Annotated in this window: 16 protein-coding genes; 15 read left to right on the top strand and 1 reads right to left on the bottom strand. The window is 72.1% G+C overall.

What is annotated here, in order from left to right; genetic code table 11:
• On the bottom strand, positions 1-477 hold the full coding sequence (gene flgN, locus NOCA_RS05300) for a flagellar export chaperone FlgN (protein WP_197687641.1): 477 nt from the start codon (positions 475-477) through the stop codon (positions 1-3).
• A gap of 230 nt (positions 478-707) precedes the next feature.
• Here flgN and NOCA_RS05295 point away from each other — a divergent pair, with 230 nt between their 5' ends.
• The 15 genes from NOCA_RS05295 (at position 708) to fliK (ending at position 13839) form a co-directional block, all read left to right on the top strand.
• Positions 708-1565, top strand: a complete 858-nt coding sequence (locus NOCA_RS05295; RefSeq protein WP_011754241.1) for a sigma-70 family RNA polymerase sigma factor — start codon at positions 708-710, stop codon at positions 1563-1565.
• 164 nt (positions 1566-1729) lie between these two features.
• Complete coding sequence (locus NOCA_RS28415; RefSeq protein WP_011754240.1) at positions 1730-2860, top strand: flagellin N-terminal helical domain-containing protein; 1131 nt, start codon at positions 1730-1732, stop codon at positions 2858-2860.
• Between the two features lie 128 nt (positions 2861-2988).
• Positions 2989-4320 carry a flagellar filament capping protein FliD gene (gene fliD / locus NOCA_RS05285; RefSeq protein WP_011754239.1) on the top strand — a complete coding sequence of 444 codons (1332 nt, stop codon included), beginning with the start codon at positions 2989-2991 and terminating at the stop codon, positions 4318-4320.
• A gap of 17 nt (positions 4321-4337) precedes the next feature.
• On the top strand, positions 4338-4727 hold the full coding sequence (gene fliS, locus NOCA_RS05280) for a flagellar export chaperone FliS (protein ID WP_011754238.1): 390 nt from the start codon (positions 4338-4340) through the stop codon (positions 4725-4727).
• Between the two features lie 10 nt (positions 4728-4737).
• A complete protein-coding gene (locus NOCA_RS25485) occupies positions 4738-5103 on the top strand; it encodes a hypothetical protein (RefSeq protein WP_011754237.1) in 366 nt (121 codons plus the stop codon).
• Between the two features lie 184 nt (positions 5104-5287).
• Complete coding sequence (locus NOCA_RS05270) at positions 5288-5644, top strand: flagellar basal body rod protein FlgB (protein WP_011754236.1); 357 nt, start codon at positions 5288-5290, stop codon at positions 5642-5644.
• Positions 5644-6036, top strand: coding sequence for a flagellar basal body rod protein FlgC (locus NOCA_RS05265; RefSeq protein WP_011754235.1), 393 nt, complete (start codon positions 5644-5646; stop codon positions 6034-6036). Before NOCA_RS05270 ends, NOCA_RS05265 begins: the two co-directional genes overlap by 1 nt.
• Positions 6036-6353 carry a flagellar hook-basal body complex protein FliE gene (gene fliE, locus NOCA_RS05260; RefSeq protein ID WP_011754234.1) on the top strand — a complete coding sequence of 106 codons (318 nt, stop codon included), beginning with the start codon at positions 6036-6038 and terminating at the stop codon, positions 6351-6353. Before NOCA_RS05265 ends, fliE begins: the two co-directional genes overlap by 1 nt.
• Positions 6354-6360: 7 nt before the next feature.
• Positions 6361-7956 carry a flagellar basal-body MS-ring/collar protein FliF gene (gene fliF / locus NOCA_RS05255; protein WP_011754233.1) on the top strand — a complete coding sequence of 532 codons (1596 nt, stop codon included), beginning with the start codon at positions 6361-6363 and terminating at the stop codon, positions 7954-7956.
• Positions 7956-8981, top strand: a complete 1026-nt coding sequence (gene fliG / locus NOCA_RS05250; RefSeq protein WP_011754232.1) for a flagellar motor switch protein FliG — start codon at positions 7956-7958, stop codon at positions 8979-8981. The genes fliF and fliG overlap by 1 nt, the downstream gene beginning before the upstream one ends.
• A gap of 4 nt (positions 8982-8985) precedes the next feature.
• A complete protein-coding gene (locus NOCA_RS05245) occupies positions 8986-9639 on the top strand; it encodes a FliH/SctL family protein (RefSeq protein WP_041546231.1) in 654 nt (217 codons plus the stop codon).
• Positions 9640-9780: 141 nt separating this feature from the next.
• Positions 9781-11088: a FliI/YscN family ATPase gene (locus NOCA_RS05240; protein WP_011754230.1), complete on the top strand. Its 1308-nt coding sequence runs from the start codon at positions 9781-9783 to the stop codon at positions 11086-11088.
• Complete coding sequence (locus NOCA_RS05235; protein ID WP_011754229.1) at positions 11085-11537, top strand: flagellar FliJ family protein; 453 nt, start codon at positions 11085-11087, stop codon at positions 11535-11537. Before NOCA_RS05240 ends, NOCA_RS05235 begins: the two co-directional genes overlap by 4 nt.
• Positions 11534-12517, top strand: a complete 984-nt coding sequence (locus NOCA_RS05230; protein ID WP_041546229.1) for a transglycosylase SLT domain-containing protein — start codon at positions 11534-11536, stop codon at positions 12515-12517. Before NOCA_RS05235 ends, NOCA_RS05230 begins: the two co-directional genes overlap by 4 nt.
• Entirely contained in the window at positions 12514-13839 is a 1326-nt protein-coding gene (gene fliK / locus NOCA_RS05225; protein WP_011754227.1) for a flagellar hook-length control protein FliK, read from the top strand. The genes NOCA_RS05230 and fliK overlap by 4 nt, the downstream gene beginning before the upstream one ends.
• The last annotated feature ends 4 nt before the right edge of the window (positions 13840-13843 follow it).

Here is a 13843-nt window from a genome sequence, read left to right as displayed (position 1 = left end):
TCACAGGCTCCGGTCGACGAAGGACGGCACTCCGGCTCCGACGGCGACCGCGCCGGCGGCGGTGTACGTCGTCACGCTGGTGTCGAGGTCCAGCAGCGTCTCGTGCGCGGCCCGGAGACCGGCGGAGATCAGGCTGCGGTTGACGTCCGCGGCGCGGACGATCTCGTCGCTGAGGACCGAGAACGCCTCGCGGTGCTCGGCCAGGATCGAGGCCCACGGCTCGTCGGCGGCCGCGACCAAGGCGCGCAGGCTCGGGTTCGGCTCGAGCCCGACACCGGCCGCGGCCTCGTCGGCCGCCACGGCACGCAACAGCTCCATCTCCCGGACCTGCCGGGCCGCCTCCTCGACGTCGCGAGCCGCGGCCGGTAGCCATCGGGTACGCCCGCTGGACATCACCAGCGCCTCCGTCTCGAGCCGGAAGAGCAGACCCTCCAGGAGCTCGCGCTCCTTCCAGAGGACCCACGTCAGCTTCTCCACGATGCCGCTCCTGTCAGGTGGGGGGTTGCATCCGACCCTTCTCATCGGACACCGCGAGCCCATGCTGAGGGGTTCTGCGGACTTCGCGCCGGCGCTCGGATCGAGCTTTGCGGACGGAATCCACCCAGATTCTCGGCGTGTCGCTCTTGCCCGGGATGGCCCACTTCGGCTATGAGGTCGGGACTTTCGTCACGCGTCAACTACCCGCCGGTAATGGGAGACTGCGTCATGTGAACGCGCACACCGTGACGCCTGAACTCGAGGCGCTGATCCTCCAGCACACCGCCCTGGTCGGACACATCGTCCGCGAGACCATGTCGCGGGTCCCCGCGCACGTGGATCGCGACGACCTGACCTCCGCCGGGCTGCTGGCGCTCGTGCAAGCCGCGCAGGCGTTCGACGCCGAGCGCGGGGTGCCGTTCAACCGCTACGCCGCTACCCGCGTCCGCGGCGCGGTCGTCGACGAGCTGCGCCGCACCGACTGGGCCTCCCGGTCGGTGCGGCGCCGGGCCCGGGAGCTCGACGCGACCCGGTCCCGGCTCGCGACCGTGCTCGGCCGGCCGGCCACCCAGGCCGAGGTGGCCGACACGGCCGGGCTGAGCGTCGACGAGGTCACCGGCAACGACGACGACATCGCCCGCGCCCAGGTGCTCTCCTTGGACGCCTCCGAGGACGACGGCATCGGCGACACCCTGGTCGGCAATGCGCCCGACCCCCAGGGGGCGCTCGAGCACGGTGAGCGGCTGACGTACCTGACCGAGGCGGTGGCCGAGCTGCCCGACCGGCTGCGCCTGGTCGTCGAGCAGTACTTCCTCAACGAACGGCCGATGGCCGAGATCGCGGCCACCCTCGGCGTCACCGAGTCACGGATCTCGCAGTTGCGCGCGGAAGCACTGGTCCTGCTGCGCGACGCCCTCAACCACGAGCTGGACCCGGACCTGCTGCCGGCGCCCAGCCGGCCGAACGGTGCCGCTACGAGGCGCCGGGAGTCCTACTTCGCGGCCGTCGCTGCCCGGCACACCGCCGGCCTGCGCCGGGTCGTCATCGACGCCGAGGTGGCGAACGAGTCGGTGAACGTCTCGGCGTAGCCGCCATGCTCGGCGTGACCTCCATCCCTGAGGCGGCGGGTCAGGAAAATTCCCGAAATTCCTGGCCCGACCGCCTCAGGCCGTTCCTGGATCTGCCGAAGAAGGTCGTGACGGAACCCACGGACGGGTTCCCAACCGACTCGCATTCCAGGAAGGAAATCATCATGAGTCTCCGCATCAACCAGAACATCGACGCCCTCAACTCCTACCGCAACCTGTCGGTCACCCAGGGCCAGATGAGCAAGTCGCTGGAGAAGCTGTCCAGCGGTTACCGGATCAACCGTGCGGCCGACGACGCCGCCGGCCTCGCGATCTCCGAGGGCCTGCGCTCGCAGGTCGGCGGCATCAAGGTCGCGGTCCGCAACGCCCAGGACGGCGTCAGCGTCGTCCAGACCGCTGAAGGTGCGCTGACCGAGACCCACTCGATCCTGCAGCGCATGCGCGACCTGTCGGTGCAGGCCGCCAACGACAGCAACGACGTGAGCTCGCGGGCAGCCATCCAGTCCGAGAACGACGCTCTCGTGGACGAGCTGGACCGGATCGCGACGTCGACGACGTTCAACAACGTCTCCCTCCTGGACGGCAACTACATCGGCAAGAACTTCCAGGTCGGCTACGGCACCGGGGCCACGGACTCGATCGCGGTGGACATCACCTCGACCGGCACCGGCGGCGCGAAGTCGACGTGGGCCAACGGTGCGGCGTCGACCACGGCGGCGGCCGCGACCTTCACCCACAACGGTGTCGCGACCACGACCGGCGTGCTCGTCGCCTCGACCGACGCCAACAACATCGCCACCCAGCTGAACGCGGACGCCAACTTCAAGACCAACTACACCGCGTCGGTCGACGACAAGGGTGGCCTGGTCGTCACGTCGAAGGACGGTCTCCCGGGTGCGATCACCGTGTCCGGTGCCGGTCTGGCCGGCGCCCACGTCGACGCCGCTCCGGGCGCCAACGCGGGCTTCAGCTCGACCGACCTCGGCGTCGGTGCCCTGGTGCTCGACAGCGCCGCCAACGCCAAGGCCGCGACGAACGCGATCGACACCGCGATCAAGGGCGTGTCCACCGCGCGTGCGAAGCTCGGTGCGATGCAGAACCGGTTCGAGCACACCATCAACAACCTGAGCGTGACCCAGGAGAACCTCTCGGCCTCCGAGAGCCGGATCCGGGACACCGACATGGCTGCCGAGATGATGCAGTTCACGCGGAGCCAGATCCTGTCGCAGGCCGGCACCGCGATGCTCGCCCAGGCGAACCAGGCCCCGCAGGGCGTGCTGCAGCTGCTGCGGTGATCTGACCGGTGGGTCGGCCGGAGGCTGACCCACCGGAGCAACACCCGACCCCCGGGAGAGCGCCACCCCGCTCTCCCGGGGGCAACCGGGGCCGGCCGGCTCCGACGTCGACCGAACAGGAGGAGCCCGTGGCCACCAGCAGCATCAGCGGCCTCGCCAGCGGCCTCGACACCGCGAGCATCATCAACCAGCTCATGCAGCTGGAGGCGGTCCCCCAGAACAAGCTCAGGGACCAGCAGACCGTCGAGAACAACGTCATCAGGGCGCTGCGACAGCTCAACACCGACGCCGCCCTGCTGGCCAGCAACGCGGCCAAGCTCGCCAAGCCCGAGGCCTGGCAGACGCTCAAGGCCACCTCGACCAGCTCCACCGTCACCGCGTCCGCCACCGCGAGTGCGTCCCCGTCGTCGTTCACGGTCGTCGTCGGCCAGGTCGCGAAGAGCGCCCAGACGAGCTACAGCGCGGACGTCGCGCTCGACGCCAACGTGCTGACGGTGGCTGGCGACCCGGTGGTCCTCACCGCCGCCGACGGCACGACGCACACGATCAACGCCGGCACGGGTACGCTCACGGATCTCGCGGCCGGCATCAACGCCGCGAAGGCCGGCGTGACCGCGACGACCGTCCGGACCGGCACCAACACCTACCGGCTGCTGCTCACCGCCGACACCACCGGCGCCGGGTCCGCGATCAGCCTGAGCAACGTCAGCCTGGGCACGGCCACGACCGACCTCGGCCAGGACGCGCAGCTGACGATCGGCGGGATCCCGGCCTCGTCGAAGACCAACACCTTCACCGACCTCGTCCCGGGCGTGAGCGTCACGCTCGCCTCGACGGCGAAGAACGGCGACACCTCGACGATCTCGGTCGCCCAGGACTCCTCGAGCGTGAAGAGCTCGGTCAAGGCGCTCGTCGACCAGGTGAACTCGCTGCTCACCAGCATCGACACCCAGACCGCGACCAAGACCAGCACCACGGCCGCCGGCATCCTGGCTGGTGACTCCACGGCCCGCAGCCTGCGCAGCGCATTGCTCAACACCGTGTTCGGCGACGGCACCACCTCGCTCGCGCAGTACGGCATCCAGACCGACCGCTACGGCAAGCTCGTCTTCGACGCCGACAAGTTCGCCACGGCGTACGCCGCCGACCCCGCCGGGGTCGCCGCCAAGTTCACGAGCGCGACGCCCCCGGCCACGGACGGCTGGGCGGCCCGCGTCGACTCGGTCGCGAAGGCGGCCACCGATAGCTACACCGGAACCATCACCAGCGCCATCACCGGCCACACCACGACCGTCGACCGGCTCACCAAGAGCATCGCCGACTGGGACGACCGGCTGGAGATCCGCCGCGCCTCGCTCCAGCGCACCTACACCGCGCTCGAGACCGCGCTGTCGAATCTGCAGAGCCAGGGCAACTGGCTGGCCGGCCAGATCGCGTCGCTACCCACCTACTCATCGTGACCAGGGAAGGAACACCGATGAACGCGCCCCAGAACCCCCGTGAGGCCTACCTCGCCGCGACCGTTGCGACGGCGTCGCCACAACAGCTGCTGGTGATGCTCTACGAGCGGCTCGCGGTCGACCTGCAGCGCGCGTCCGATGCGCTGCGCAACGGCGAGCCGAGCAAGGCCCACGAGCCGCTGCTGCACGCGCAGGAGATCGTGCTCGAGCTGAACGCCAGCCTCGACGTGAGCGCGTGGGACGGTGCGAGCAACCTGGCCGCGCTCTACGACTACCTGCACAGCGAGCTGGTCAAGGCCAACATCGGCAAGAACCTCCGGGTCACCGACTTCTGCCTCGACATCGTCTCGACGCTGCGCGACACCTGGCGCGACGCCGCCCTCGGGCTGGTCGCTGAGTCGGCATGAGCACCCCGACATGAGTACCGAGGCCTTCGCGGACCGGGCCACCGCTCCCGGGTCCGACGGCGGCGAGCACCTCCACTGGGAGACCGCGCTGGACCGCCTCGAGCTCGACGTGCTGCTCGCGGAGCGGATGCTGGCCGACCCGGCCAGGACGGACCGGCTCACCCACGACCCGTGGGACGAGCCGACCCTCTTCGGGCCGATCCCGGCCGACCTCGTCGAGCGCGCCCTGGCTCTCCGGGACCGGCAGGCGCAGGTGGAGGCTCAGCTCAGGCAGGCGGCCGGGACGGTCGGTCGCCAGCACCGGTTCGCCGAGCGCGTGGACCGCGCCACCGGCCGCGGCCACGGCTACCCGGTGTACCTCGACATCGACGCCTGACCGGTCCCGCAACCCCGGCTCGGCGCGGGGCATCTAGACCACCGCGACAACCGGCGTAACCAATTCCGGACTCGATCGTCGGTTTCCCTCAAGTCCGGCGGCCGGGGGCCGAAGGTCCAGTCGAGCAAGGACCGCTCGCCCCCGCCGAAGGAACGGCAACGACCCCCTCTCTCCGGAGGCAGGCATGCCGTTCGCGATCTCTGATCCTGTCAGCAGCGTCCTCAACGCCGCGCTCGACGGGATCGCCCTGCGTCAGCGGGTCACCGCAGACAACATCGCGAACGTCGACACGCCGGGATACCGGGCGAGCAGCGTCGACTTCGAGACCAGCCTCCGCGCGGCCATCGCCGCGGGCGACCCGGCCGGCGCAGCGCCCGGCGAGCTGCTGGCCACGGACACGCCGGTCGGCGCCAACGGCAACAACGTGGACCTGCGCAAGGAGACCCTGGCCGCGGTCCAGTCCCAGTTCCAGTACCAGATCCTGACCCGGGCGACCACCGACCGCTTCGCGCTGATCAAGACGGCTGCGGGCGTCGCCTGATGGGCGCGTTCGACACCCTCACCATCGCCGGCTCGTCGATGGGAGTGCACCAGACCTGGCTCGACACGCTCGCCTCGAACATCGCGAACGTCAACACCGTCACGCCGACCAGCCAGAACGCCTTCCAGGCGCAGATGCTGATCGTGCGCTCCGCTGTCGGCGGCGGCGTCGAGGTCGCCGGCCTCGCGCAGAGCGACCCGCAGGGCCGCCTCGTCTCGGACCCGGGCAACCCGATGGCCGACGCGGACGGCTACGTGCGGGCGCCCGACATGGACATGTCCACGCAGATGACCCAGCTGGTGATGGCCCAGCGCGGCTTCCAGGCCTCGGTGCAGGTCACCAAGCAGGCGCAGGAGACCTACACCGCGGCCCTCCAGATCGGGCGTGCCTGATGAGCGTCAACGGGATCGAGGGCATCGGCTTCACGCCGTACGTCGCGCCGCAGCTCAACCCGACCGACCCGGTCCGCGGGAGCTCGCAGGCCGGCGCGGCGTTCGGGGACATGGTCATCGACGGGCTGGACCGGCTCGAGGCCGTCCAGGACAAGTCGGACCGGCTCGCCGTCCAGGCCGCGACCGGTGACCTCAACGACATCCACGACTACACCATCGCCGCGACCGAGGCCTCGGTCACCACCCAGCTGACCGTCGCCGTGCGCAACCGCGCGCTCGAGGCGTTCAACGAGATCATGCGGATGCCGATCGGATGACGCACTGATGAAGCAGAAGCTGAACCGCAGCCTCGCCAACCTGCGGACCACGTTCACCTCGTTCACCCTCGGCCAGCAGGTCGTGTCCGTGATCGGTACGGCGGCGATCCTGCTCGCCGCGTTCATGGTCTTCCGGTGGGTGTCCACCCCGGACTACGCACCGCTCTACAGCAACCTGGCCGCGTCGGACGCCTCGGCGATCGTCGACGAGCTCGACTCGCAGGGCACGCCGTACAAGCTGGCCAATGGCGGCTCGACCGTGATGGTGCCGCGCGACTCCGTGTACGCGACCCGGATCTCGCTCAGCGGCCAGGGCCTCCCCGAGCAGAGCAGCGGCCAGGGCTACTCCCTGCTGGACAACCAGGACATCTCGACCTCGGAGTTCCAGGAGCAGACCGACTTCAAGCGCGCGATGGAGGGCGAGCTCGCCTCGACCATCGAGGCGGTCGACGGCGTCACCACCGCCGTCGTCCACCTGGCGCTGCCGCCGGCCAAGGTGTTCAGCGACCAGCAGGACCCGCCGACCGCCTCGGTGCTCATCGACACCGCTGCCGGGACCACGTTCAACGCCGAGCAGGTCCAGGCGATCGTGCACCTGGTCGCCTCGAGCATCGACGGTCTCGACCCCGACAACGTGACGGTCGCGGACTCCTCCGGCAAGGTGCTCTCCTCCAGCGACGCCGGCGCCCTGGGTGCCAGCACGCGCGACCAGCAGGTCACGAGCTTCCAGCAGCAGACCAGCCAGCGGATCCAGAGCATGCTCGACCGGGTCCTCGGCCCGGGCAACTCGACCGTCCAGGTGACCGCAGACCTCGACTTCGACAAGTCGGTCTCCGAGTCGACGACCTACGGCAAGAGCAACAAGGTGCCGGCCCTGTCGTCGAGCACGAGCACCGAGAAGTACGACGGTCCGGCCGGCGGCTCCAGCAGCAGCGGCGTGGTCGGCCCCGACGGGCAGATGGACAGCTTCGGCGCGACCGGCGCCGGCGGCAAGTCGTCCTACGTCAAGGAGTCGACGACCTCGGACAACGCGGTCGAGAAGACCATCGAGCACCGCGAGACGGCGCCCGGCAGCATCAACACCCTCCACGTGGGCGTGGTGCTCGACACCACCGCCGCGCAGACCGTGAACCCCACCGACGTGCAAGACCTGATCGCGGCCACCGTCGGCATCAACCCCGACCGCGGCGACACGGTGCAGGTCACGACGATGCCGTTCGACCGGACCGCCGACAAGGCCGCCGCCGCGGAGCTCGCCGCCGCGACGAAGGCCGCCAAGACCCAGCGGATGTGGGACCTCGCCCGCAACGCCGGCATCGCGGTCGCGATCCTCGCGGTCCTGCTGATCGCCTGGCTGCGCTCGCGCAAGAAGTCGAAGCGTCGCGAGAAGACCACGACCTACCTCGTCGAGCAGCTGCGCAACGACGCGGCCGAGCGCCAGGCCGCGGCCGCGGTCGCGATCCAGAACAGCCCCGCCCTCGAAGCCCTCGAGAGCGCCGACCGCGCCGGCGACGAGATGCGGCGTGAGCTCGCCGATCTCGCCGACGGCCAGCCCGAGGACGTCGCCGCCCTGCTGCGCGGCTGGCTGGTGGAGCGTCCCTGATGGCGATGAACACGATGAACCTGACGGCCGCCGGCGTGCGCAAGGCCGCGGTCGTCCTGATCCAGCTCGGCAAGGACCACGCCGCGTCCGTGCTCAGCCACCTCTCCGACGCCGAGGTGGAGGCGATCTCTGCCGAGATCGCCCGACTCGAGTACGTCGACCCCGCCGAGAGCGCGGCCGCTCTCACCGAGTTCCGCACGATGGCCGGCGCCCGCGCCAACATCGCGCGCGGCGGCCTGGCCTTCGCCCGCACGATGCTCGAGCAGTCGCTCGGCGCGGAACGGGCGGGCGAGATCATCGAGCGGCTCCAGGCGGCAGCCGTCCAGATGCCCTTCCAGTTCCTGCACCGGGCCGACCCCTCGCAGCTGCGCACGTTCATCGCCGACGAGCACCCCCAGGTCATCGCGCTGGTACTCGCCCACATGACTGCCGAGAAGGCCTCGCTCGTGCTCTCCGGGCTGCCGTCGAACCTGCAGGCCGAGGTCGCGCACCGGATCGCGGTCATGGACCGGACCTCCCCCGAGATCATCCACGCCGTCGAGACCACCCTCGAGCGCAAGCTGTCCTCGGTGCTGCAGCCGGCCGAGATGTCGCGGGTCGGCGGCGTCGACCCGCTCGTGAGCATCATCAACCGCTCCGACCGGGTCACCGAGCGCCAGATCGTCGAAGGGCTCGAGGCGCTCGACGCCGAGCTCGCCGACGAGGTCCGCAGCCGGATGTTCATGTTCGAGGACATCGTCAAGCTCGACGACCGCTCGGTGCAGCTCGTCGTCCGTCAGGTCGACCAGGCCGAGCTCGCCCTCGCCCTCAAGGGCGTCAGCGACGCCGTCCGCGCCAAGATCACCTCGAATCTGTCCAGCCGCGCCGCCGAGACGCTGCTGGAGGAGGTCGACCTGCTCGGCGCGGTCCGCCTCGCCCAGGTCGAGGAGGCGCAGCAGTCGATCATCCGGCGGATCCGCCAGCTGGAGGAACAGGGCCAGATCATCATCAACCGCGGCGGGAGCGACGATGAGTTCGTCTCCTGACGAGATGCCCCAGTACCGCGCGCCCGCGCGGCCCGACCTGCGCACCGGCGTCTGGACCCGGCTCGGCGACGCCGCGGTGCTCGGCGACCCGGTGACCGAGGCCGCGCTCGGCGGCCTGGCCGAACGCACCCACGTCGCCGCGCGCTCGCAGGGCTACGCCGTGGGCTGGGCCGAGGGCCGGCGCGAGGCGCTGGTCCGCGCCTCGGAGGCCGAGGCCGCCGCCGAGCAGCGACACTCCGACGAGGAGGAACGGCGCGAGCGCGAGCACCGGGCCGCGATCGCCGCGCTCGCCGACGCCGCCGCCGGGCTCCGCACGGCCACCCGGGAGGCCACCGCCCGGATCGCCGACCAGGCCACCGAGCTCGCCTTCGAGCTGACCCGGGAGCTGGTCGTACACGAGCTCTCGGTCGCGGCCGACCCCGGAGCCGCGGTCATCACCCGCGTGCTGGCCGCGCTGCCGGACGACAGCGGGGCCACCGTCCGGGTGGCAGCGACCACCGCAGCCTCGAGCACCGCCGGTCTCCTCGTGGAGCACGGCGTGCGACTGGTCGTCGACCCCCACCTCGGTCCCGGCGATGCCGTGGTCGAGACGGACCGGGCGGCCGTCGACCTGTGCGTGACCTCCGCCCTGGAGCGGTTGCGGGAGGTGCTCCGATGAATCACCCCACGAAGAGTCACCCCACGAAGTTCCTCTCCTCCGCTGCGCTCCCCCGAACAACTTCGCGGGGGCCCCGATGAATCACCCCACGAAGTTCCTCTCCTCCGCTGCGCTCCCCCGAACAACTTCGCGGGGGCCCCGATGAGTGTCCTCACCGCGGACCACGAGCGCCAGGCCCGGCTCGCCGTCCGGCCGCTCGTCCTGGGCCGGGTCGTCGGCCTGCTCGGCCTGCGGGTGACCGTGTCCGGCGTGAGCGCCGCGCTCGGCGACCTGCTGGAGGTCCAGGGCCTGACCGGCCCGGTGCCGGTCGAGGTGGTCGCCAGCGGCGACGGGATGTTGACCTGCCTGCCGCTGGGAGACACCACCGGCCTGCGCGTCGGCGACCACGTCGTCAACCACGGCGAGGGGCTGCGCATCCCGGTCGGCGAGGCGCTGCGCGGGCGGGTCCTCGACGGTCTGGGCCGGCCGATGGACGACGGCCCGGCACTCGACGACCTCCCGACGGTGGTGGTGGACAACCTCCCGCCGGCCGCGCTCAGCCGCCCGCGCATCGACCAGCAGCTCGGCCTCGGCGTACGCGCCATGGACGCGCTGATCTCCTGCGGCCGCGGCCAGCGGCTCGGGATCATGGCCGGATCGGGCGTCGGCAAGTCGAGCCTGCTCTCGATGATCGCCCGCGGCACCGACGCCGAGATCTCCGTCATCGCGCTGATCGGGGAGCGGGGCCGCGAGGTCCGGGAGTTCCTCGAGAACGACCTCGGCCCAGCGGGCCTGCGCCGGTCCATCGTCGTGGTCGCCACCTCCGACGAGCCTCCCGTCGTCCGCCTGCGCGCCGCGTTCGTGGCCACCCGCATCGCGGAGTGGTTCCGCGACTCCGGCCGGCACGTCGTCTTGATGATGGACAGCCTCACGCGGGTGGCGCTCGCCCAACGCGAGATCGGTCTCTCGGCGGGGGAACCGCCTGCGACCCGCGGCTTCCCGCCGAGCGTGTTCGCGCTGCTGCCCCGCCTCCTCGAGCGGGCCGGCACCTCACCCGAGGGCAGCATCACCGGGCTCTACACCGTCCTGGTGGAGGGCGACGACCTGCAGGACCCGATCGGCGACTCCGCCCGGTCGATCCTCGACGGCCACGTCGTGCTGTCCCGCGACCTGGCGACCTCGGGCCATTTCCCCAGCATCGACGTGCTCGAGTCGATCTCGCGGGTCGCCTCGGCGATCATCGAGCCCTCGGGCCGGGCGGACGGCATCCGACTGCGCCGGCTGCTCGCCGCCTACCGCTCGGTGCGCGAGCTGGTCGAGATCGGGGCGTACGTCGCGGGCAGCGACGCCGACGCCGACGACGCGTTGGCGCTGATGCCGAGGATCAACGACTTCCTGCGTCAGGACATGTCCGACGTGACGCCCACCGCGGACACCTGGTCCGCCCTGCACGAGCTGGTGACGACATGAGTCGATCCACCCAGACGAGCCTGCGCGGCCTGGTCCGGCTGCGCAGCCTGCGCGAGCGCGACAGCCGGCTCGGGCTCGCGACCGCCCTGATCGAGGAGAACGCCGCCGCCGCCCAGGTGCGGGCGCTCGAGGAGCAGGTCTCCGAGACCCCGGAGGTCGGGGTCTCCGACCTCGTCGCGTTCCGCGCCCGTCAGCATCGGCTCGAGGCGCTCGTGCTGGCCCTCTCCGAGGCGCGCACCGCCTACGCCTCGGCGCACCAGCTCACGCTCGCTGCCCGCAGCCGGTGGATCGAGGACCGCAGCCGGCTCGCGGCGGTGGAGTCGCTCATCGCCCGCCGCGCCGCCGCCGTCCGCGAGGAGCGCCGGCGCCGGGAGAACCGCGAGCTGGACGCCATCGGTCAGGACCTCTGGCTGCGCGCCCAGGCCGCTGAACATCCGGACGCCGTATGAGCATCACCGACGTCACCTCGCGGATCAGCCAGATCCAGTCCCAGCTGGCCCTGCTGTCGCCACCGGCGACCAGCACCGCCACCTCGGCCGCGTTCGCGACCTCGATGCGCCAGGTCGCCCCGTCCAGCGCTGCCGGAGCCCTCGGCACGCCCGGCACGGCGAGCGGGGATGCCGTCGTCGCGGCAGCGAAGAAGTACCTCGGCGTCCCCTACGTGTGGGGCGGCACCGACCCTGCGAAGGGCCTGGACTGCTCGGGCCTCGTGCAGCGCGCCTACCGGGACCTCGGCTACGAGCTGCCCCGCGTCTCCTATCAGCAGGCCGAGGCCGGTCGACCCGTGAGCGGCGGCCTCGCCAACGCACAGCCCGGCGACATCCTCGCCTTCGGCTCTCCGGTCCACCATGTCGGCATCTACGTGGGCGACAACCAGATGATCGAGGCACCCCGGCCCGGGCTGGACGTGCGGATCGGCCCGGTCTACGAGACGCCGACCGCGATCCGGCGGGTGGTCCCCGACGCCGGCGCGATCGCACCGGTCACCCCGGCCGGGGGCGTCGTCGCCGGCCCGGTGGCGGCCGGCGCCGCGGCCCGCCTGGCGCCCGGGACGCCGTACGCGTCCCTGTTCGAGTCCGCCGCCCAGAAGTACGGCGTCAGCCCCGCGCTGCTGTCCGCCGTCGCCCGCCAGGAGTCCGGCTACAACCCGCGCGCCACCAGCCCGGCCGGCGCGCAAGGGCTGATGCAGCTGATGCCCGGCACCGCCTCCGGGCTCGGGGTCGACAACCCCTACGACCCGACCCAGGCTGTCGACGGCGCCGCCCGGCTGCTCAGCAGCCTGCTCGACCGCTTCGGGAGCACGCCGCTCGCGCTCGCCGCCTACAACGCCGGCCCGGGGGCCGTGCTCCGGTACGGCGGGGTCCCGCCCTACCCCGAGACCAAGAACTACGTCCGTTCCGTGATGTCGATGCTGGGAGCCGCCGCATGACCACCACCCCGATCGGCCCGCCGCCCGTAGCTGTCGCCGACCCGAACATCCCCGGTGCACCCGGGTCCACCGCCGACGGCACGACCGGGGACGCCTTCCTCGCCCTGGTCCAGGCCCTCCTCGACGCGGGCCCTGTGCCACAGCCGGTCGGAGCGAGCACCGCTGCCGGCGGTCACGGGACGCCCGCCGACGCCGCCGACGACGCGTCGGCCTCGGAGCCCACCGACGAGACGGCCGCAGCGATCGACCCGGACCTGGTGCCGGGCCTCGCCCCGAACCTGGTCCCAGTGATCGTGGCCGGTCTGACGATCCCGGTCCCCATCACCGTTGCCCGATCGTCGTCCGGGCCAGCCTCGGGGCCGACGGTGGCTGCGGCGGATGCGATCACGGGCGTGGGAGCCGAGAGCAGCACGTCGGCCCTCCCCGTCGCCTCCCCCGGGGCCGGTCCGGCGGCCACCGCTCCGGCGGCCACCGCTCCGGCGACCACCGCTCCGGCGACCACCGCTCCGGCCGCCACCGCTCCGGCCGCCCCGGCTCCGGCTCGATCGCTGCCGGCCGAGCCGCCGGTCTCCGCTCTGCCGGGCGACCCGGCCGCGGACGCGCCGCTCGCCGAGCCGGGCGCTCTCGCCGCCCGCGCGGACCGAGGCACGAGCGACACCGGTCCGCGCACGCAGTCGACCGCGGGCGTCAACCCGACCGCCGCGACCGCCACCCCGCTGGCCGCGGCCTCTGCGCCGGTGGCCGCGACCTCCGCGCCGGCGGGAGCACCCGCCAGCACCGCGTCGAGCGCCGTCGCCCACCAGGTCTTCCCGGAGGTCGTCCGGCTGACCACGAGCAGTGACGGCCCCCAGCGGGTCACCATCCGGCTGAACCCCGAGTCGCTCGGCGAGGTCCGTGTGGTGCTCACCCAGCGGCAGGGCGGCCTCGAGGTCAGCCTCAGCGCCGGCACCGAGGCCCGCCGGGCGCTGGCGGACGGCACCCCCGAGCTGCAGCGGCTGCTGGACGCGGTCGGACGCAGCGACGCCCGGATCGTGGTCCGCGACGGAACCGGCCTGCCGGTGGCCTCGTCGGCGCCTTCGGCCGGCACCTCGGGCCAGGCCGGCACCCAGCAGCCGGGCGCCGGGTCGCAGTGGTCCACCGATCTCTCCGGCGGCGCCTGGACCGGCGCCGACCGCAACGGTGGCGAGGCCACCGGCGGCCACGGCCGGAGCACCAGGCCAGGAAGCAGCAACGCCACGGACGGCATCCCCGACGCGACGACCCCGTCGCGTCGCCCTGCGACGGTCACGGGGGCCCGCTCGGGCCTCGACGTGACGATGTGAGGAG

Source organism: Nocardioides sp. JS614 (assembly GCF_000015265.1).
Classification (GTDB): Bacteria; Actinomycetota; Actinomycetes; order Propionibacteriales; family Nocardioidaceae; genus Nocardioides.
This window is presented reverse-complemented; position numbering and strand designations above follow the sequence as displayed.